The following is a 20,496-nucleotide window of genomic DNA, read 5'->3' as shown; positions in this document are numbered from 1 at the left end:
AGCCCTCCTTGTGTTACCACTGGGACTTATTGAAAACACTATTTAAAGTATAGATACGAGTGGATGAGGGGATGGATTTATCCTTTGCACCCAAATGTATAAGCAAATTTACAAAGGTGGGACGTTCGCTGTGATACACACTTTCTCACGTAATCTGGGTTTCCATGCGTTGTGGTTCGTAATAAAACCAGTAAACTGCGAAGAATCAACGACACTCAGACAAGAAGATAAGTTGGAAATTATGATGTTAATTGCGATTCGATTGGTGAAGCTTGCCGTTATCTGTGCAGTGTTCTTCACTATCTACGATTTGATTGCGTTTGGTGAGGTGACTTGGATTAACCGTTTCTTCAATCTGTAATCCGAAATGAAAGGGGCATCGCGCCCCTTTTTGCTGTCTAATTTGTCAGTTCTGGCTGTGAAGGTGGTATGTTCACCACGGACATCTGCTGACATCGATCTTGAGCTAGGAAAAGAAACTTGTCGTAACCGCTTCTTTCTAGTTCTTCGCTAGAGACAAGTTGTTTAACGATGTTATCGCACTTCTTGATTAGGATTTCGACTTGCAGTGCGTTCTTATTGGTTGGCCATGCACGAGTCAGCACCTTGATGATGTTGATACACACAGTACGCAGTAAAGGGCAGTGTGCTTGTAACTCAATCAAGGCATCAATGAGAGATTGATAATCTTGTTCTGCCGCGCGGATCTTTTTGTATTGTTCCTGCATCCACGCCTGTCGCTCAACGTTGTCCGCTTCCAATGAGCGGCCAAGTGTAATTTTACTCGACAAAATGGTATCACTAGAATCGGTTTGTAAGTTCTCAAAACACCATGTGATTGCATGAGTAAACTCGGACTCAAAGTTCATTTCATGTAATAGCCACGCGAGATGAAACTGTGCGTAAAAATGCGCGAATGGTTTGCGGTGATATAAATCACTGAGCACTTTAAACGCTGCTACATATTGGTTCTCTTCAATCGCGATATGTGCCGCAATCAAATCCAATTCATTTTTTAATGCTTTATTTTTCGGCCCAGACATGACGGATTTGAACAAGTTCTTTGCTTGAGCCAATAAGTCTTTTCTTCCTTCGAGTTTGCGTGCGCAATAAAGAAGGATTCGAATCAGGTTTAACTTTGCGTAGGTATTGTTTCTGTAAGTATCTTTGTTGATTTCCATGTATACATGGTAATGCATTAGAGCAGAATGATAGTCATGCTCAGCTAAGCATAAATTCACGATGACAAGTTCGCGTTCCGAGTTTCCCTCAACCAAACTGCTTGCAAGCTCCAAATGTTTGATCGCAGTTGGCACCTCACGGTTAAGCATTGTGTAGTTTGCTGCACATTCGCGGACTTCAACGTTGTTCGGAGACTCCTCTAACAAGGCGAGTACTATTCTTTTTGCCTCGTCTGCTTCACCCAGCGCAACCATGGTATTTGCCAAGCCAATCTTTGCCCAATTCACGTCTTTACGCTCGATGACTTGTTCGTAGACGATTTTGGCTTCGTGATGCAGCTTTAGGCGCGTTAAGAAATCGGCGCGGAACTTCTCAATGATGAAGAAGTATTCTGGGTGGAAGGGTGCTAACTCGTCGCACGCTTCCAAGCCAGCATGAGCATCGTTCTTCAACTCTGCTTCATAGATGGCTTGTAAGGTATTTTTACGCTTCACTGCGCCTGAAATACGCTCTTTTAACGTGATTGAGTTAAAGGGCTTAAGTAGATACTCGTCGGGCTTGAGCTCAATGATCGCACGTACGATAGTGGCAGAGCTTTCCCCTGTTACCAGAATAAACACCGTGTCATGGCTCAAGAGCTTAAGGTGTTTTAATTCTTCAAAGAGCTGCTTGCCATTCATACCCCGACCGAAGTTGTAATCACAAATAATGAGATCGATGTGCTCTTTGTGCGCAATCGAAATTGCCCCTCTTGCTAAGCGTGCTGTAAAGATACGTTTATCCGAAAAGCCAAGTTTAGTCAGCATGTTACGAAGAGTAAGGACGACAATAGGCGCATCGTCAACGATCAGGATATTGTATTCAGAGAAAGATTTACTGCTCATTTCTTTATGTAATCGTCTAATGGTTTAAACAAAGCTGCTGGTTCGTCAGCAGCAATGAACAAAGGCGTTATACAAGCTTCTTTAAGGCTTCAAGTGGTATCGCTTTAGAAGCGACAAATCCCTGATACAAGTCCACTCCTAATTGATTCAAGTAGTGCAAGGTATCTTCGTCTTCGACCCCTTCTGCAACCGATTTTAAGCCCAATGACTTCGCCAGTTGCAGGCTTGAAATGGTCAATTGTTGGCTCTTGAAATTGGACAAAGAATTGCTGATAAATTGTCGATCAATTTTGAGCTCGGTGTACGGCAAGACCGCCAACTGACTTAATGATGAATAACCCGTCCCAAAATCATCAATAGCTAAACCAACGCCACGTAAACGTAAATTAGCGAGGTTGGCCAACGAGATCACACCTGAGTCGTAAACTTCATCTTCCGTCAGTTCCAAGGTGATGCGTTCAGGGGCAACGCCATAGTCAGTACATAAAGCAAAAAAGCGTTCACTCATAGGCTCCCTGAGTGATTTCTGGTTCATGTTGACCGATAAATGAATCGCTTTACCCAAATGTGCGATATCACGTAGTGCTTCTTGAAGCACGAGCCAAAATAGACGATCGAGTTCGTTGCGTTGGTTTATTTGATCCAAAAACGCAACAGGGGCAAGCAAGCCATGCACCGGATGATGGCAGCGAACCAAGGCTTCTACACCAACCAGCGTGTTGTCGTCTGTGGTGTATTGAGGTTGGTAATAGTTTTCAAACCAACCGTTATTAAAAGCCTGCTCAATCTCTTCGTTATTGAGTTGAATCTGAGGTCGCTTTACTTCCGATTGCTGCATCTGTTTTTGAAATGCAGTTACAATCTCGTGTAACTGTTCAAAAGAGATGGGTTTGGTCATGGCACGCACAAATACGTAATTGGCGGATAAACACATGTTGTAAGTGATCTCGACAATGTCTTTGCTCATCGCACTTAATATCACCACACCCTTTGGTTTGATTTCCTCAGACAATGTTGAGAGTAAGTTGATACCATTTAAGTCGGGCAGGTCAATATCGCAAATCATTAGGTCAATGTTGCCGCCAGCACACACTTCTGACACTTTTGAACCGCTATGGACTAGGCTCACTTGTCCGTCAACTAAGCGGTTTGCCAAAATCTTTAAATTTGTTGCTTGTAAAATGTCGTCTTCAACAATCAACACGTTCATGTATTGCTCTCACAAAGCGTTAGCCATTGTTTAGTGATGGCTACAATCGAATTCATCTCTTGCAGAAGGGCATGTTTCGCCTGTACCTCCTGCGGTGTGCCAATTAACGTTTCACACTGTTTGGCCAAGTTTTGTAGCGGGTTGAGATTTAATGCTGCCGCCGAGCCCTTAATACGATGCGCTACTGATTTTAAGCTTTCTTTGCCGGATTCAATCAGCTCGATGTCGCTAGATAGTGCATCACAAACCACTTGAGCCATTTCGATACTCTCTTCTTGGTTATAAGCACTTAGCCAAGCGCTTCTTGCTTCTTCTGTGATTTCCAATGCCAAATATTGTTCACACAAGTCACGTAGGTCATCCAAGCTATAAGGTTTGAATAACACTTCTTCTATACCAAACTCTCTTGCTCGTTCCACGACATTCCTTGAGTTTTCCGCGGTACAAGCGATGACAGGGATATGTTTCAGCGAGTTGTTTTGTTTGAGTGTTTGAGTTAACTGATAGCCGTCCATTTCTGGCATATGGCAATCAGTGATGATCAAACTGACTGGCGTTTGTTGTGTATCATCGTGAATGGCACAAAGCTGTCGTAACGCTTCTGTACCGCTTTTCGCTACATCACAGGCAACCCCAAGTCGTTCAAACTGTCTCTTGAAAAGTAATCGGTTGATCACATCATCATCAACGACAAAAACTCGTCCCTTCCAGTCTTGTCCTGGCCGCTCTTCAAGGGCGTCGTAAACCATCGAACTCGTGTCCAGCCTTTGGTGAATCAAGTCGGGGTAGATGCTGCTGTAGTTTGAATCGGCTTTGATCTCGTGATGTCGCATTTCAAATTCATCCAAGGTGACTTGCCAACACTCTAGCCATTTCTGAATGTACGCATTTTCAGTGTAAACAGGGCCAAGTCCGGTTAATTCAAGTGCCTCGCTTTTCAGTGGTAGTTGGATATATACCGTTGTTCCAATTTCGGGTTGGCTCTCTACTTCGATATGTCCGGCCATTATCTTGACTACGCTGTATACGATAGACATACCAAGCCCTGTTCCACCGAAGCGACGACTGACACTTTTGTCTCCTTGAACAAAAGGTTGGAAAAGAGAAGCCAACTGACTGTCATTCATTCCGCATCCACTGTCGGAAACCGACAACTTCAACGCGTCTTGTTCAATATTTAAACTGACCGTGATGTGGCCCTGTTCAGTGAATTTGACTGCATTGCTTAGCAAGTTGTTCATAATTTGATTGACGCGCAACCAATCAAGCTCAACAAAAGCATACGGGCTTGGCGTCCATTTCACATGGAATGCTAGGTCTTTTTGTTCTACGACTTTTTCAAAGCTGCGCAACATTGGCCCCAGTTCTTGGTAACTGTTTCCGACTTGAATGTCTAACTGCAACTGGTCTGCATCAATTTTTGAAAAGTCCAAAATATCGTTCACATGCAACTTTAAACGCTCAGCCGATAGCATGGCGTTCCTAAGCAATTCTTTGCTTTCTCGTCGTTTTAACTCGGGTTCTAGGAGCTCCATTAAGCCCAACATTGCTGCAATCGGCGTTCTTAGCTCATGGCTTACGACGGCGAGGAAATGATCTCGTGCTTCAATCGCTTGCATTGCTTTGATGTTTGATTCTTTAAGCGCGCACTGTTTTTGTTTTAACTCAGTGATATCGTCAAACACCGTCATTTGATATTGCACCCCATCATACGGATGAATTAGGTGTTGGCGACGAACCCTGAAGTGCTGTTTCCCCAATTGAAAAACAGGCGTGCCTGACGCATCTGACAATGGGTATTCCTTGTCTTTTAACTGCTTCAAAAAGTAAGCGCGTTCAGGCTCCGCAATGCTGATGTCTGAATTACAACGATTAAGCATATTAAGGAACGGCTTATTCGCCAGTACCTGTTTATGGTCGTCGTCAGAAATCAAAATCATATTTGGGATATGGTCCAGAACCGAAGACAGCCATTGGTTTTGACGCTGTCGGATTTGGGTCTCATATTCCTTGCGGCGAATCTTTCGCGTGAGTTCGCCAGTTCTGACGATGTAAATGATCGCGGCAAGCAGCAAAACACATGTGCCAAGCAGCGCCCAAATCGCTACGATTTCTTTGTCAAAACCGTAATTCACTGTCACCTTGTTATGGCGATCTTTCAATTGCTCCAACTCTGCGTCTGTGGTGATCTTTAAGACGGTATTTAAGACTCGACGCAGAAATTCTGAGTCTTTTCGTAACTCCATGCCTAGTTTTATCTTTAGTTGAATATCGATGGGCGGCGTTGCAGCTTTGAACTTGACCCCTTGTCCTTCATAAAAATGATTGTCGATTAAGTTTTTATTGACGAAGGCGTGCGAAACTTGACCATTTTCGAAGGCTTCCATCAAGTAATCGAAATCACGATATACAGATGAATACTCATAAGTGGAGTAATCCAAAAAGTGCGGATAAAAATTGCCAGATCGATCCAAAATCGCGACAGCATCGTGTGCGTGTGAATTGAGTGATTCAATATAGCCGTATTGTAGAAAGCCCAAGGATCTTGTTGTGATAAAGCGCTTCTTGTCGGTTAGCGCAATATTGCGAGCAGGGAGTAAATCGACGATACGTTCCTCCAACATCAAATCCACATCACGACCGTTAGCTGGAACATACTCAAATTTGATCATGCTCTTTTGCTCCATTAACTTTAGCAAATCATGAACATAGCCTTTAATTTGACCTGTTTCCGGATCTAGATAAGAAAGGGGATAGACATTATCTTGGATCGTGTAACGAACCGTCTGATGACCTTGCTGCTGTTCTAGAATATCGAGCATTAATTCGTTGTGTAGAATATTGATATTGGCTTCGATATGAACCCGGCTGTGTTTAGACTCTTTGGAGTGTGAAATATACTTGGAAACGATCGACATCAACTGTTTAGACTCTTTCGCCGTAAAGATCGTAACTTGTCCGGGCGCCAAAGCGCTATCGTAAACCACTTTTCCGATCAGTTCGCCTTTAGGGTTTTTAAATCCATAAGAGTTTAAGGTCGATAAACCAACCACTGCAGCGTCGGCTGCACCAGTACTTAAAGATGTAGTCATCATCATTGTATTACGAACCGTATGAACGTGTTCGAATCCCAAAGCTTCGATTTGGTCGCAAGCGCTGGAGTCTTTTACACATACCCACTTTAATTCGTGTAGAGGTTTGCTCTCTAGTTCGAGGTCTCTGAGCCAAACCAAGCGAAGGGTTTGGAAAATCGGGGCAGAATACAAAAAGCGCTCGGCACGTTTTTTAGTTGCGACAAAGCCAACAGTGAGATCGATATCTCCTGCTTCTAGCGCATCGAACAAAGCATTAAGGGTTCGGTAGGGAACGTACTCGGCTTCCACATTCAAATCATGCGTCATGGTTTCTGCATATTCGATGTTGATGCCTTCTTTTGAATCAAGATCGCCCCAATAAGGCAGCCAATCGCCTTCTAAAACGCCGACTTTTATTCGTTGTTGAGTTTCGAGAAACTTCCTGTCTTCCAGAGTAAGGAAATCACTGCCTAATGCACTGAACGATAGGGTAAAAAGTAACATTGCAATCGATGCGATTTTTTTCACTATTTTTGTGTGTCCGATCACGAAATTCAAGCCGAAAGGGGAGCGGATAGTATAGGTTTTCACCAAATCCATCCAATCAAGGTTGTTTATCTTGTCGACAACGCACGCTTGATACTGCCTAACAGGTAAGTAAAGGTATTGGGGGTAAAAACAATCAATGGGTTATGAGGGCAGGCTCAATATCCCTATCTCTAGTAATGGAAAAAAATGGAAAAGCAACTAAGTTCATATTAAGGGGCTGGGTAAGGATACTCTTAATATGTATAAAAGGCTTACCACTAAAGGGGTGTGTGGATGTTTATTAGCATTAATCAGCGCTTCATTTTATGCGGGCGGGACGTTAGCTAAACAAGATTTACAATTGGTGAAGCCGATTGAGGGAGAGCCGAGTATCGATATGGATTTTGCTCGTGTTGGTTGGCACCTTTTTCGTGATCCAAAGCTCTCTTCTAATGGTCAAATCAGTTGTGAAACTTGTCATGATTTACAAACGAATGGCGCGGAACCTAGTGCGGTTTCAACTGGTGTAAACGGTTTAGGTATTCGCAATTCTATTACTGTATTTAATGCGTCTTTTAATTATCGCTTTTTATGGGACGGTACCGCTAATTCACTCATGGCGCAAATCGATGGGCCGGTATTAAACCCGCTAGAAATGGACTCGACTTGGAAGGACATTGAGCAATACGTGAAAAGTGATTCAACCTACAACGCATTGTTTAAACGGGCGGATGGGCGAGAGATTACCATACGAAACATCAAAGGAGCGATTGTTGAGTTCCTGAAAGCTTTACAAACTCCTAGCTCGCCTTTTGATTCTTATCTACTAGGTTATTCCCATGCCCTTGATGAGCAGGAAATTCGAGGATGGCAAACTTTCCAAGAAGTAGGATGTGTGCAATGCCACCAAGGTAAAAACGTCGGTGGTGCGATGATTCAACGGTTTACTTACTTCCAAACGCCAGATGTTGATTTAGACACAGGACGTCGTTTAAGGACGACTGATGGAGAAGACAAGTTCTATTTCCGTGTTGCGAGCTTGCGAAACGTCGGTCAAACCAGCCCTTATTTCCACAATGGCAAAGTCGACAAACTCTCCGATGCTATTCAGATTATGTCTCAAACTCAGTTAGGCGTGACCATGAATGATGAAAAGGTGGCGGACATCGAAGCGTTTCTCAATGCATTAACCGCCCCAAGGCCTTCGATTTTGGAGGTGTTTGAAAATGAGTAAGTTCAGAATACTTAACGTACTACTTTTTGTGATCATTGCCGTCATGATGGTATTAGCGTACATGACTCATGTGAACTCCAAAAATACTCAAGTTCTACATGCTTCTTTGTCTGAGATTGGTCATCACTTAATTGAAGAGCGGGACACGGTCGTTAATCGTTACCAGACCAGCTCAAGGAAGGACTACGAGATTACGCAAAATCTCGTCGAGTTGGAACTTGCCGCGGAGCAATTGGGTGAAGATTTTGAACAATCTATTTGGTTTAATTTCACCTCAACAAAGAACAGAGTCAAAAATATCCTTGTTCAGTTTGATGGAAAAGTGCGTGAGGCCACCCTGACACTGGATATGTTGATAGGGGTTCAGGTCGCCAATCAATATGAACTGCTGGCGCTACACAACATTTATAAGGATCAATTCGGGGCGGATACTCAGGACGTTTGGCTTGAAGAACACTACTTTGACTTTCTTACTAATGCTGCGTTGCAAGGGGACAACCCAGAAAGTCAGAACATATCGTTATTTTTGAATCGTCTACGTCAAAGTGAACGTAAGATTGAGTTGCTGACCAACAAAATATTAGAAGGTCACTATTTTGAATTTGTTGAGTATTCCGAGCATCAACTGTTGGAATTTGTTCAGCGTGAAGCACGTTTGACGTGGTTTCTTGTCTTGCTCTCTATCGTCTTACTCGTGGCGGTGTTTGTGTTGCAAACTCAACACCGTGTGAATAAGCTCAAACATCTCAATGATGATTTAACGGAAGCGACAGATAAAGCGGAACGTGCAGCAAAAGCTAAATCACAATTCTTGGCAACCATGAGTCATGAGTTGAGAACGCCGATGAATGGTGTTTTAGGAATATCTCAGATCATCGCGAGCGAGACTCAAGAGCCTAAGACCAAAGAGCACGTTCAGGTCATTCTTGACTCTGGCCAGCACTTAATGACCATTCTGAATGATATTTTGGACTTTTCCAAAGTAGAAGAAAATAAGCTGGATTTGGAAGAGGCTCCTTTTAATCTGTCGCAAGTTTTAACACCAGTATGCAGTGCAATCCAGCCTCTAATTGAAGAAAAGAACATACAGCTGTTTATTGAAAATGAAGTGCCCGATCAGGTCGAATTTCAAGGTGACTGTGCCCGTATTCGCCAAATCTTATTTAATTTGGCGGGTAATGCGGTGAAGTTTACTCATGACGGACACGTATTGATTCGTTCAGAGCTGGATCAAGAAAGAAGGCGTCTGATGCTCTCTGTGAACGATACGGGCATAGGTATTCCCGCAGACAAGCAAGATCGCATCTTCAACTCCTTCGAGCAAGCCGATACGTCTACCACTCGTAAGTTTGGTGGTACAGGTCTTGGTTTAGCGATTGTGAAAAAAATCACCGAACTTATGGGCGGTGAAGTCAAAATCAAGAGCGTTGAGGGAATAGGCACCCAATTCCTTGTTGATATTCCCATTCCCTGGGAAGAAAAGTCGGTACTCCAACCAGAGCAAGCGAAGGAGGAGTCGAAGGGAGAGAGCAAAAGCAACCTTCGTATATTGTTGGCGGAAGACAATCGGGTTAATGCGATTGTCGCAAAAGGCTTTTGTGAGAAGTTAGGGCATACGGTAGAAATCGCTGAAAACGGTTTAATAGCCACGAAGAAAGCACAAGAAAACCAGTATGACCTGATCTTGATGGACAATCATATGCCAGAAATGAATGGTATCGAAGCCACGCGTTTCATCCGAGAAAATCTAGGGGTGAGGACTTTATTGTTTGCTTACACCGCCGATGTATTTAGAGAGGCTCATGATAACTTTATTGAAGCCGGTGCTGACCATGTATTAACCAAGCCGTTGCAACGTGAGAGCTTTACGGATGCGTTGAAGCAGTTTTCTTCACGTTTACCTGTTCAAACAATTGGGGAGGCTGAACAATCCGAGAATGTCGTTCAACTGCATCGCGAGCCAATCGAAAAGCTGCGCTTAACAGAGGAAGAGCTTACCCACTCAGAGACGATTGAGATCTTGAGAGAGGAGCCTGAAGCGCTGATGGATTTGTTGAAAAGCATCGTTTGCGATTTTGAAGCCGCCGTTGATGAGCTAATTGAATTCTTTATGGTCGAAGATTTAGATTCACTTCATAGTACCTTACATACAACGAAAGGCATGGCATTGAACCTAGGGCTTGATACATTGGCAAATCAAGCATTAGAAATTGAAACGCAGGTAAAGAATCGACAAACCCCTGAGATTGAACAGTTGCAAAAACTGATTAACCGGCTGCAGGTCAATGTTCATCAAGGTCAACGTTTGATTGAAAAATCGAGAGTGCAAATCAATGATTCCAATCAGGTGATATGAATACTTTATGCACCCCTCATTTAGGTTGTGACTGAATCTATGAGTATGTTTTACTGAGGACTCTTGATTACAAGGAGCCGTTATGAGCCAGCACACCGTATGAATTAAATGGCAGCGCAATGTTGATGAAATCTTCAGTGACAACCAGTACAGCCGTGCCCATATATGGGAGTTTGATGGAGGATTACAAGTACCCGCGTCTCCCTCTCCTCATGTTGTCCCTTTACCGTTTTCGGTAGAAGAGAATGTTGATCCAGAAGAAGCTTTCATTGCCGCACTTTCGAGTTGCCACATGCTGGTCTTTCTTTCTGTAGCGGCAAAGCGTCGTTATGTTGTGGATGCTTATATCGATGAAGCGGTAGGTGAGCTTGCTGTTGGTGAAAATGGCAAGGAATGGGTTTCCAAAGTGGTGCTTAAACCAAAAGTCGTATTTTTAGGTGAGAAACAACCAACACGCGAGCAGCTAGAAAAAATGCATCATATGGCACACGAGCATTGTTTTATTGCGAACTCGGTGAAAACGGAAGTGACGACTGAAATCATTTAAAACACTCAATGCCGCGATACTCTCTCGTCATTTCAGTTCAAAATGAAAGAGTGCCGAAATGGCTTTGCTTTTCGTCGCTTTTGATTTAGCTGAAAGCTCTAATAAACGGTATTTTATGTTCGATATGAGTGACTGGTTTCACATTTCAGCTCATTTGAAGCCGAGAACTGAACCAATGTTGTGCAGTGGCGCAAACTGTTTGTTGTTAAATTAATGTTAATATCGAATAGTGTGTCATTGATTAATAGCGAGCATGGATGTGCAAACGCCTTTGAATCCCTTTATTCAAGCGAATGGATTACCTCAATTTGGTCACCTAGACGCGATACCTGAATCACTTCAGTTGGGTTCGTTTCAATATCTTAATGAGATGGACCAGCCTGCATCGAATTGGCGAAAGCGATTCGACTATAAGCAGTTCCAGTTCGTCTCGATCGTGACAGAGAAATACATCATTGGTGTTGCGATTGCCGATATTCGCTATTTGGCATCTGGCTTTTGCTATGTGTTTGATACTGAAACCCATGAACTGGTGGAGCAGCAGTGGCTAAAGCTGCTCAACATGGGCTATCAAACACGGCCTTCAAGTTGGAACAGTCAAGCCTATCTCGCTAATGATGCCATTCAATTCAGGATTGAAAATGGACTCTGGCACATACAGCTTTCAACAGACCTTATTCAAGCTGACTTGAGGTTAAAACCTGAGTTAGAAAGCTTGCCTTTGATGCTCTGCACGCCAACCGCGTATTCAGGTTGGACCTACACCCAAAAACACAACGTGCTCGCTGTCCAAGGTGAAATGAGTGTGAAAGGGCAACCACAAGATCTAACCAACGCAGTTGCTGGGTATGACTTCTCTGCCGGGTATATGCGAAGGGAAACCAGTTGGCGATGGGCGAGCATTAATCATCACAGTGAAGGTAAACGGATAGGGCTGAACTTTGCTGCTGGAGTTAACGAAACCGGGTATTGTGAAAACGTGATTTGGATTGATGGTGAACGGCATTTGATGCCACCTGTACAATTCGATTTTTCTCGTATGCATCAAGAAGCGTCATGGCGAATTACGTCACAAGACAAGCGCATCGACTTTATCTTCAAACCTAAAAATCAGCGCTCAGAGAAAAAGAATTTCTGGTTTTTGAAGAGTAACTTTCGTCAGTTTGTCGGCTACTTTTCTGGCTATTTGATTGATGGCAATGGCATTAAACACGAACTTGATGAGGTGATGGGACTCACCGAAGATCACTACGCGAAGTGGTAGGAAGAGACGATGGAATGGTCACGAATTACTGAACACCCTGATTTATTATTGATGCTGCTCGCACCGATCTTTCTCCTGTGCATTGCCGCAGAGTATTGGTTTGGACAGCGTGGTGGAAGATTACCTGAGAGTGCCCGATATTACTTACCCGAAGTGGTGTGTAACTTTGTATTGGCTGGGCTTCATCAAGCGACAGATATCTTAACAGGGCTGCTTATCGCCAAGTTGTACTTATGGTGGTTTGGTTGGCGCTTGTTTGATATCGAGATGACGGTTTCTACCTTCCTACTGCTAATGGTCTTGCAAGACTTTTTCTATTACTGGTTCCACCAAGCAAGCCATCGTATCCGTTGGATGTGGGCGGCACATGTGGTGCATCACAGTTCAGAGCGCATGAACTTCAGTACTGCATTTCGTCAAAGCCTAATGTACCCATTGGCCGGCATGTGGTTGTTTTGGGTGCCACTGGTCATTATTGGTTTTGATCCTAAGTGGGTAGTGTTTGTTGTTCTGCTTAATCTCGGTCTGCAATTCTTTGTTCATACCCAGTCGATTCGTTCTCTTGGTCCTTTAGAATGGGTCTTCAATACGCCATCTCATCACCGTGTTCATCATGGTGTGAATCGTCAATATATCGATAAAAATTACGCTGGCGTGCTGATCATCTGGGATCGCATGTTTGGTACATTTGAGCCAGAAGTTGAAACAGTTCGTTATGGCATCTCAAAACCTGTTAACAGCTTTAATCCTATTACCGTGACGTTTGCGGAATGGAAAGACATGTTCAAAGAAGTGACTCGTCCTAATTTATCTTGGCATCAGCGCTGGCGGTGTTTGTTTGCGCCTCCGTCTGACACCCTGGAATAGCTGTTTCTTATGATTAACTAAACGCCATACTATTTATTCTTGACAGCATTCGGTAATGTTGTTTTAATGCGTACGGTGTTTTGTAAGTTTTAAGGAACGGACAGTGACATTTAATCGAGTTTTCTCAATTGTAACGATGACCGCCGCTATGCTCGGCTCTGGGTACACATACGCAGCAACTGCTTTTAGTGCCGATCAGCTGTGTAAAGCAGGGTTAGCACTGGCGATAGATAAGCAGCCCCGCGGGATTAAAACGGCGGGGACGTCAGGTCATCGTATTTTGCTGGCTTTGAAAAATGGTAAAAATGATTGGGATTACCGCTGCACGGTAAATCGTCAAAATCGTACGTTAAAGATTGACGCTAAAGACTTGAAGCGAAATGACAAATACCTCGCTCAAGCAATACGTTATCGCGTCAATGAAGGGAAGCGATCGGTCGAAGTCACCATGAAGAAACGCGCTGGTGGCGGGCTGAAAAACGACACGTTCACGACACTTCAGTTGGATTAACCCCAAAGATATGGGGAACATTATAACGAAGACACGCCCCTGTATTTTGCAGGGGCTTTTTTATGCCTGCAGTTTGAGGTAGCAAATACAAGAGATCGATTACAGCCACAGCATGATAGCAGTGAAGTACGAATTTAAAGGGTAGTTTTGGAAATCTGAGAAAAAAACTAGCTTAAGGGAAAGCTTGGAGCGGGCAGCGGGAATCGAACCCGCATCATCAGCTTGGAAGGCTGAGGTAATAGCCATTATACGATGCCCGCGCATCGATAGGACAGTTCCAATATGCCACATTAACGACAAAAGAAAAGTCTTTTTTGATCAATTGGTTGCTCAATGCGTAAATAACTCTCAAATTGCCTATAAAGCGTTCGATTTGTTGCTTTTACAGTCCTGGCGGAGCGCTCTTCTTAAACTCAATCGGGCAGAATTTTCGTCTGTTCTCGCTTTCTAGTGTTTCTCGAATTTGAACACTTGGCAATCATGGTCAAGACTAAATGTTGAAATGATTCAATTTTTTCCCAGTTGCAATAAATGAAGGCCGATAAATACGGCAAAATAGAGAGGAGAATGAGTATGTGGAAAGGTTTATTGGCGGCGTCTTTCGTGTTTATGATAACGGCCTGTACAACCGTGACGACCGACGTCGATAAACAAGCGGATTTTTCATCCTACAAAACGTTTGATTTTGGAGAACAATCAGAGGCTCCAACAAGCCTAGATGCTCGTCGTATTGAGCAAGGTCTTGCTTCTCAATTGGAAGCAAAAGGGCTATCACAAGTAAAAAATGGTGGTGACCTTTATGTGCACCACGACATCATCAAAGAATCGGAGCTCGTTTCTTCTGGTTCCTCTTTCAGTGTGGGTTACGGCTGGAACAGTTTTGGCGTTGTAACCTCAAGTCCTGAGCGTTACAAAGAAAAGAAGTATGGCAAGTTAGTGGTGGAGTTAGTCGATACCAAAGCGAATCAAGTGGTATGGAAAGGGGTATCAAGCCGTAAACTTACGGAGTCGATGAGCACTGAAAAACGTGAAGAATTGATTTCGGAAGAAGTGACAAAAATGTTTGAAAATTACCCGTATGGTAAAGATTAAGCGACTATTAAATAAAGGTTAAATGGACATCAAATTGCCCTAGCAAAGGTTTGCAAAACTCTCTTTTTATTATCGATTGAGAATTTAGATTGCAAATTGGCACGCATGGAGTTAAAACAGCGTATCGTTGTGGTTTAGGTGAATTCTGTGCGTGCTTACCTAGTCTGTGTGTTAGGGCTTTTTGTTGCGCTGATGGCTTTTACTTCTTCTCTTACCAAAGGCGAAGCCCATCTTGAGGAAGTCCCTTTCTCTCCAAGGCGCAAAGTCACGGCAAGTTTACTCAGCCGCAATGCATTGCGAGTTAATCATTCTAATTCGACCACAGATAATGATGAGCTCGATGTATTGCCCGCGCGTTGGTTAACGGTATCGACAGAGTCTACGAATCGTTTTCTTTCGGCCTTTGTTTCCCCAATCCTACGAACTATTTATCCTCGTTCAAAGTATCGAATTGGAGGTCGGCAAGAATCGAACCTGATTTACCGCTTCATGCATGCGAGGTAGTGCCTAATCGTCTGTTTTCGCAAATTCGTTATGATGTTTAGGAGTATTTATGTTTGATTCAATTGTTCAGGTGTTACTTGCGCTTTGGCACCAAGATTTCACGGCTTTAATGGCCCCAGGCAGTGCAGGGCTGATTTACTTTGTTGTTGCAGCACTTATTTTCTTAGAAAGTGGCTTTATTCCAGCCGCTCCATTTCCATGTGATAGCGTGGTGGTTTTGTCCGGCACGTTAGCTGCGGTAGGTGTGTTAGATCCTGTCGTCATTATGCTAGTGATTGTTGTGAGTGCGGCAATGGGCAGTTGGGCGGCCTACCTGCAAGGAAAGTGGTTAAATCGCTTGCCGAAAGTACAGGGGTGGGTGAATGCTGTGCCAGCGAAACGTTTGGAACAAGTTGACGTGCTCTTAGGCAAACACGGATTGATTGCACTGTTTTGTGCACGTTTTATTCCTGTAGTTCGCTCTTTACTTCCATTGATGATGGGGCTTCGCGTGAATCGCGTGAGTAAATTCCATTACTTTGCATGGCTGAGTGCCATCTTGTGGACGTTGTTACTATGTGGTTTGGGGTTGCTGTTGCCATTACTACCAGAAAAGCTCAACAAGATTGTGACGATGGGATTAATGGCTGCTCCTGTGATTACATTGACCATCGCTATCATGAGTTTTGTGTTGGTAAAAGTTCGCAAGGCTTGGAGCAAATCAAAAACAACTCCACAACTGCCATAATTGTTCTGGTAAGAAATTTGAAAAGCAAAAAAGGCGCTATCAAAGCGCCTTTTTCTGTATTTACATTGCTTGCAACGAGCGCGAATCAGTAACCGATATTGTAAAGGTATTCGCCTGCTTCCTTACACTCAGTTTTGTAGAACTGTTCCATCTTTGTTTCATCCATGCCTTGTGCTTTAAACTCAGTTTCAGCAGAAGACAGTTGGCTAAAGGTATAACCGCGCTCAGCCATGAGATAGTGTCTAAACATCGCTCTATGCTCTGGCACGGCATTACGAGCATTCGAAGCGTTCGCACATTCTAGAAGCGCTTCATTAGTCATTTGTTCTGGTTTTGATGTCTCACTTGCTGATGTTGTGAATGAAGCAAGTGCTAAAGCCATAGCGGCGGTGATTGCGAATCTTTTCATTGTAAGGATCTCGAGTTAATTCAATGGATAGATGAGATCATCCTTGGCTAACACTGACGCATTCCTTCTTTAAGTCAGTGAAGTCAAACGGCGAGCATAGATTCGCGGCCGTGTTTGAAAACGTACAACAAGTTTGCTTGTTTCCACCCTGATAGGTGAAAAGGAAGTTTGCCGTCTAAAGCATTGTCATCTGGGAGAGGCGTTGCTTTTAATGCGATAGCCAACAACGGCGGAGACAAAAACGCGACGAGTAAGTGGTAGTCAGGTTTGATGTTTAATGGCAACTCACCGTCATCGCCCGAATTTCTTCGACAAGGCAATAGCCCAAGAAAATCACGTTTTAAAAAGCGAAAGTAACCGTCTTTCCCCCAGGAACTATCGCTATGCTTTTCAAGAAAAGGAGCTTTTAGCGATGCGTAATCTTGCTGACTGAGTTTAGCGAGTTTTTGTGATGTATTGAAATTCTGAGTCGAAATATCATGTGCGTGTGCGGCAACCATTTGCCCTGAGAATAGAGCAAGTGACAATAACAGCATAAGACGAAATAGATGACGCAAAACGAACCCTACAACCTCACCAAAACGAAACCTAATGGACCTAGCGCTACTGGTAAAGAGGACCGCACGAGGTCAATGATTGCGTATACTAACCAGATGCTGAGAAGATGAACAGTTTTTTATGACCAATAAAAAAGGGAGCGAATCCGCTCCCTTTCTTGAAGATAGATAAACAACGACTAAGCACTTGCGTAAATGACGCTGCCGCCTTTAATGGTATCGATGATTTTGCGTGAGAGTTTCTGTGGCAGGGCTGGACATCCCCAACTGCGGCCAAGGTACCCATTCTTTTGGATAAAAGAAGGGTTCGCATAGTCTGCGCCATGAACCACAATGTAGCGCTCACGTGCTTTATCGTTCACGCCTGATGTCAATCCGTCAAGACGAAGTGAGTAACCGTTAGAGCCATAATAAGTCGTGTCAGTTAAGAATGTACCCAAAGACGTCTTACGAGAGTTTACGACGTTCGAAAATTTGGTTGCTGTTTTCTTACCGCTGTTCACTCCATGAGAGACATAGGTGTTGAAGATCAGCTTCATTTTATCTAAGTCGACCACATAAAAGCGCTTTTCAGTAGATGGTTTACTGTAGTCGATAATAGTAAGAAGCGATTTCTTACGATCTGGGGTTTTCTTGTAAGCCAAAAATGCATCATTGAATAACTTGTAATCAATGACTCCGCTTAGATTGGCCTGCTTATAGGCTTTTTCAACCAGTTGTTGAGTGGCTTTGGTTTCTGTTTTTGTGCCAGAGTGATGAGCAAAGGCAAATGGCGAAACAGAGAGCGATGTCCATATCAATAATAAAAATAGCTTTTTCATTTGTACTAAATAAAACTCTTGGTGTAGCAAATTCAGCGATTGCGTCTTGCAGTCGTTAATACAGCATGCACATCAATTTAATTCTATTCTCAACGTTTCCTATTATGCGTAGTGACACGTATTACCGAACCATTTTTGGTATTTGGTAGAGTTCCGCCAACTAACTCGCTGATATTAATCAACATTGAGAGGTTAATCGATGACTTTAAAAATCTTCAAGACAAATACTAGCCGATTTAGGTAATTAATAAAACTGTGTTTACCGTGATTTACTAAGCAGTGGTGCTAATAAAACGTCGTTTAATTATAAATGAAATAAAAATACCGTTTGAATTCAATGTATTTATTTCATACTTAGCATTGTGCAAAAATTTTTTAGACTGTGATCCTAGTCGTAACAAATCAATACCCAACTACAGACAATTGATAGATTAAGCGAATACTTAACTCCGCATATTCAACTATACGTGCAGCTAGGTTGTTGTATGTGGTCAATTTATTGAGTATTGCTGTTCACATCATCGGAATGATTTATGTTAGTTTGCTAAAAAACGGTTATCAAAGGACGATGAAGATGGAAGTTCATGAGTGTGTCTCATTTATCTTAGTTAAGGGCGAACAAGTGTTGCTGGAAACTAGAGCAAAGGATAAGGAATCTGACCCTGGGGCAATAGCTATACCCGGTGGCCATATGGAGTTAAACGAAACCCAACAACATACATTGTTTAGAGAATTGCAAGAAGAACTCAACATCAAGCCACTTCAATTTGGTTATTTATGCTCTTTATATCACCCAACTACAGAACTGCAATTGATTCACTATTATGTGGTGACCAATTGGCAAGGTGATATTCAGAGTTTAGAAGCGGAGTCTGTTAACTGGTATCCAATAATAAATGCACCAGTCTCGACGGAAGTCGATCGCGTCGCATTAAGTGAATATCTTCGATTAAATACAGCGCTAAGAACGATGTTTAATAAATGAAGTTCCATAAATAATAATTGTGACGAGTAATAATATTTTTGATTGAATTGTAAATATCGAAAATATTCGAATTATCTTGTAAACAAAATATAGTGGATAAATACTTTGCGAAAACTTGATCAAAAATAAACTTTGCTTTCAGTTGGTTATGCTAGTTTCTGCAAAGGTAAGTTGAAAAAGGGATGTGTATGTCGAAGTGGTTAGATTGGGCAAAGCAACTACAAGCAATTGCTCAAGCAGGGGAAGCATACAGTAAAGATGCTTACGATCTAGAACGATTCAAAATGGTCGAAGACATCGCTCATCAGATGTTTGCTGACATCAGCGATAAGTCCGTTGCCGATATTCAAAACTTATTTATCCCTGAAGCGGGCTATCCAACACCCAAAGTCGACCTACGTGCTGGGGTGATAAAAGATGGCAAGATACTTCTCGTAAAAGAGCGCGAAGACGGAGGGTGGACATTACCTGGTGGTTGGGCTGATGTTTGTGAAACTCCAAGTAGTGGGGTGGTACGCGAAGTGTTGGAGGAGTCTGGTTTTGTGGTTGCGAACCCGAAACTGATTGCGATTCGAGACAGAGCGATGCATGACTATCAGCCGCCTTATCCATTCCACATCTATAAGATGTTCTTTTTGTGTGAATACGTTTCTGGTGAACCTAAAGAGAACATTGAAGTTTCGGAAATCGATTTCTTCGCGCAGCATAAGATTCCACCACTTTCACAAAGCCGAGTTTTACCAAGAGATATTGAAATGGTCTTTGATGCTTTTTACAGTGAAGATTTTCAAGTACACGTCGATTAAGGAAGAAAATGAAAACGATAGGCCTAATTGGTGGTATGTCATGGGAGTCTACCGCGAACTATTACCAAATCATTAACCGTGAAGTGAAAGCGTGTCTAGGTGGGTTACATTCAGGAAAAGTCTGTTTGTACAGTGTCGATTTCGCCGAAATTGAAACACTTCAACATCAAGGTCGATGGGACGACACGGCTACGATTCTCTCGCAAGCAGCAAAATCGGTGGAAGCAGGCGGTGCGGACTTCATTCTGATTTGTACTAATACCATGCATAAAGTCGCGGACCAAATTCAGCAAGCTGTCAATGTACCGCTTGTTCATATTGCAGATGCGACCGCTGAGAATCTGGTGGCGGATGGCATTAAGAAGGTTGGTTTGCTTGGTACGCGTTTTACCATGGAGCAAGACTTTTATAAGCAGCGACTCATCGATAAATTTGGTGTTGATGTTGTCGTTCCAAGTTCAGATGACCAAACGATTGTTCATGAGGTTATCTATAACGAGCTGTGCAAAGGAGAAGTGCGTGAGGATTCTCGTCAACAGTATCTCGCTATTATCGATAAGTTAGTTGAAGAGGGCGCTGAAGCGGTCATTCTTGGTTGTACTGAGATTGCGATGTTAGTTGAACCTCAACACACAGACGTTAAGCTTTACGATACAACAGAGATTCACGCTAAGACCGCGGTAGAAGCTGCGCTGAATGAAGCGTAATTTTCTACAGAATTGATCGACAGGATTAAATTGCTCAGGGAAGAGTTATGAATTATCGATGCGGACAATGTCGCCAGTTTACGAGACAGAAGAGCAGTGCTGATATTTGCGGTGCTTGGGGTCATCCAACGGATGCGAACCGTGCAGCTTGCGATTATTTTATGCCGACGATTCGGGTTAAAGATCGAGTTGTTTCTCCTTTAAAAAGTAAAAATGGCTAAGTCGTTCTCA

The 20,496-nt window shown here is 43.0% G+C and carries 18 protein-coding genes and 1 tRNA gene; 12 read left to right on the top strand and 7 right to left on the bottom strand.

The features are described 5' to 3' along the window. Positions 1–94: 94 nt before the first annotated feature. Positions 95–361, top strand: coding sequence for a hypothetical protein (locus L1076_RS13685; protein ID WP_237304069.1), 267 nt, complete (start codon positions 95–97; stop codon positions 359–361). Positions 362–398: 37 nt separating this feature from the next. On the opposite strand, the gene L1076_RS13680 is transcribed toward L1076_RS13685, so the two are convergent. The 3 genes from L1076_RS13680 to L1076_RS13670 all read right to left on the bottom strand — a co-directional run bounded on the left by L1076_RS13680 (position 399) and on the right by L1076_RS13670 (position 6,878). Then, complete coding sequence (locus tag L1076_RS13680; RefSeq protein ID WP_237303791.1) at positions 399–2,066, bottom strand: response regulator; 1,668 nt, start codon at positions 2,064–2,066, stop codon at positions 399–401. Between the two features lie 67 nt (positions 2,067–2,133). Further along, positions 2,134–3,276 carry an EAL domain-containing response regulator gene (locus L1076_RS13675; protein ID WP_038868024.1) on the bottom strand — a complete coding sequence of 381 codons (1,143 nt, stop codon included), beginning with the start codon at positions 3,274–3,276 and terminating at the stop codon, positions 2,134–2,136. Beyond that, positions 3,273–6,878, bottom strand: a complete 3,606-nt coding sequence (locus L1076_RS13670; RefSeq protein WP_237303790.1) for a transporter substrate-binding domain-containing protein — start codon at positions 6,876–6,878, stop codon at positions 3,273–3,275. Before L1076_RS13670 ends, L1076_RS13675 begins: the two co-directional genes overlap by 4 nt. Positions 6,879–7,137: 259 nt before the next feature. On the opposite strand from L1076_RS13670, the gene L1076_RS13665 reads away from it, so the two are divergent. The 6 genes from L1076_RS13665 (at position 7,138) to L1076_RS13640 (ending at position 13,657) form a co-directional block, all read left to right on the top strand. After that, positions 7,138–8,112, top strand: a complete 975-nt coding sequence (locus L1076_RS13665; RefSeq protein ID WP_237303789.1) for a cytochrome c peroxidase — start codon at positions 7,138–7,140, stop codon at positions 8,110–8,112. After that, a complete protein-coding gene (locus L1076_RS13660; RefSeq protein WP_237303788.1) occupies positions 8,105–10,468 on the top strand; it encodes an ATP-binding protein in 2,364 nt (787 codons plus the stop codon). The genes L1076_RS13665 and L1076_RS13660 overlap by 8 nt, the downstream gene beginning before the upstream one ends. Positions 10,469–10,571: 103 nt before the next feature. Beyond that, positions 10,572–11,015 carry an OsmC family protein gene (locus L1076_RS13655; RefSeq protein ID WP_237304058.1) on the top strand — a complete coding sequence of 148 codons (444 nt, stop codon included), beginning with the start codon at positions 10,572–10,574 and terminating at the stop codon, positions 11,013–11,015. A 253-nt stretch (positions 11,016–11,268) separates the two neighbouring features. Beyond that, on the top strand, positions 11,269–12,279 hold the full coding sequence (locus L1076_RS13650; RefSeq protein WP_237303787.1) for a DUF2804 domain-containing protein: 1,011 nt from the start codon (positions 11,269–11,271) through the stop codon (positions 12,277–12,279). 9 nt (positions 12,280–12,288) lie between these two features. Beyond that, positions 12,289–13,146 (top strand): sterol desaturase family protein, encoded by an 858-nt coding sequence (locus L1076_RS13645; protein WP_237303786.1) that lies wholly within the window; start codon positions 12,289–12,291, stop codon positions 13,144–13,146. A 103-nt stretch (positions 13,147–13,249) separates the two neighbouring features. Beyond that, a complete protein-coding gene (locus L1076_RS13640) occupies positions 13,250–13,657 on the top strand; it encodes a hypothetical protein (protein WP_038868011.1) in 408 nt (135 codons plus the stop codon). 185 nt (positions 13,658–13,842) lie between these two features. Here the strand turns inward: L1076_RS13640 and L1076_RS13635 are convergent. After that, positions 13,843–13,917 (bottom strand) — tRNA-Gly (locus L1076_RS13635). A gap of 313 nt (positions 13,918–14,230) precedes the next feature. Here L1076_RS13635 and L1076_RS13630 point away from each other — a divergent pair. Then, positions 14,231–14,749 (top strand): DUF4136 domain-containing protein, encoded by a 519-nt coding sequence (locus tag L1076_RS13630; RefSeq protein WP_038868008.1) that lies wholly within the window; start codon positions 14,231–14,233, stop codon positions 14,747–14,749. A 553-nt stretch (positions 14,750–15,302) separates the two neighbouring features. Continuing rightward, positions 15,303–15,980 (top strand): DedA family protein, encoded by a 678-nt coding sequence (locus L1076_RS13625; protein WP_038868006.1) that lies wholly within the window; start codon positions 15,303–15,305, stop codon positions 15,978–15,980. Positions 15,981–16,065: 85 nt separating this feature from the next. Here the strand turns inward: L1076_RS13625 and L1076_RS13620 are convergent, their stop codons facing one another. The 3 genes from L1076_RS13620 to L1076_RS13610 form a co-directional block, all read right to left on the bottom strand. Further along, the gene (locus L1076_RS13620) at positions 16,066–16,389 is read right to left on the bottom strand and encodes a hypothetical protein (protein WP_038880731.1); all 324 of its coding nucleotides are present in this window, start codon (positions 16,387–16,389) and stop codon (positions 16,066–16,068) included. Between the two features lie 83 nt (positions 16,390–16,472). After that, entirely contained in the window at positions 16,473–16,946 is a 474-nt protein-coding gene (locus L1076_RS13615; protein WP_227740528.1) for a hypothetical protein, read from the bottom strand. Between the two features lie 179 nt (positions 16,947–17,125). Further along, positions 17,126–17,767: a murein L,D-transpeptidase catalytic domain family protein gene (locus L1076_RS13610; RefSeq protein WP_038868002.1), complete on the bottom strand. Its 642-nt coding sequence runs from the start codon at positions 17,765–17,767 to the stop codon at positions 17,126–17,128. A gap of 574 nt (positions 17,768–18,341) precedes the next feature. On the opposite strand from L1076_RS13610, the gene L1076_RS13605 reads away from it, so the two are divergent. From L1076_RS13605 to L1076_RS13595, 3 genes are all read left to right on the top strand, one after another. Next, entirely contained in the window at positions 18,342–18,752 is a 411-nt protein-coding gene (locus L1076_RS13605) for an NUDIX domain-containing protein (RefSeq protein ID WP_039976759.1), read from the top strand. A 188-nt stretch (positions 18,753–18,940) separates the two neighbouring features. Further along, positions 18,941–19,558, top strand: a complete 618-nt coding sequence (locus L1076_RS13600) for an NUDIX hydrolase (RefSeq protein ID WP_038867999.1) — start codon at positions 18,941–18,943, stop codon at positions 19,556–19,558. An 8-nt stretch (positions 19,559–19,566) separates the two neighbouring features. Then, entirely contained in the window at positions 19,567–20,265 is a 699-nt protein-coding gene (locus L1076_RS13595; protein WP_237303785.1) for an aspartate/glutamate racemase family protein, read from the top strand. Positions 20,266–20,496: the final 231 nt, after the last annotated feature.

The organism is Vibrio sp. MMG023, assembly GCF_021654215.1.
Lineage (GTDB): Bacteria > Pseudomonadota > Gammaproteobacteria > Enterobacterales > Vibrionaceae > Vibrio > Vibrio jasicida.
Note: the sequence above shows the minus strand (reverse complement) of the source record. Positions and strands in the feature narration are given on the sequence as shown.

Coding starts and splice junctions, on each gene's coding strand:
- L1076_RS13665 (WP_237303789.1), top strand. CDS start 7,138: ATGTATAAAAGGCTTACCACTAAAGGGGTGTGTGGATGTTTATTAGCA.
- L1076_RS13610 (WP_038868002.1), bottom strand. CDS start 17,767: ATGAAAAAGCTATTTTTATTATTGATATGGACATCGCTCTCTGTTTCG.
- L1076_RS13650 (WP_237303787.1), top strand. CDS start 11,269: ATGGATGTGCAAACGCCTTTGAATCCCTTTATTCAAGCGAATGGATTA.
- L1076_RS13605 (WP_039976759.1), top strand. CDS start 18,342: ATGGAAGTTCATGAGTGTGTCTCATTTATCTTAGTTAAGGGCGAACAA.
- L1076_RS13600 (WP_038867999.1), top strand. CDS start 18,941: ATGTCGAAGTGGTTAGATTGGGCAAAGCAACTACAAGCAATTGCTCAA.
- L1076_RS13660 (WP_237303788.1), top strand. CDS start 8,105: ATGAGTAAGTTCAGAATACTTAACGTACTACTTTTTGTGATCATTGCC.
- L1076_RS13645 (WP_237303786.1), top strand. CDS start 12,289: ATGGAATGGTCACGAATTACTGAACACCCTGATTTATTATTGATGCTG.
- L1076_RS13625 (WP_038868006.1), top strand. CDS start 15,303: ATGTTTGATTCAATTGTTCAGGTGTTACTTGCGCTTTGGCACCAAGAT.
- L1076_RS13620 (WP_038880731.1), bottom strand. CDS start 16,389: ATGAAAAGATTCGCAATCACCGCCGCTATGGCTTTAGCACTTGCTTCA.
- L1076_RS13680 (WP_237303791.1), bottom strand. CDS start 2,066: ATGAGCAGTAAATCTTTCTCTGAATACAATATCCTGATCGTTGACGAT.
- L1076_RS13595 (WP_237303785.1), top strand. CDS start 19,567: ATGAAAACGATAGGCCTAATTGGTGGTATGTCATGGGAGTCTACCGCG.
- L1076_RS13675 (WP_038868024.1), bottom strand. CDS start 3,276: ATGAACGTGTTGATTGTTGAAGACGACATTTTACAAGCAACAAATTTA.
- L1076_RS13685 (WP_237304069.1), top strand. CDS start 95: ATGTATAAGCAAATTTACAAAGGTGGGACGTTCGCTGTGATACACACT.
- L1076_RS13630 (WP_038868008.1), top strand. CDS start 14,231: ATGTGGAAAGGTTTATTGGCGGCGTCTTTCGTGTTTATGATAACGGCC.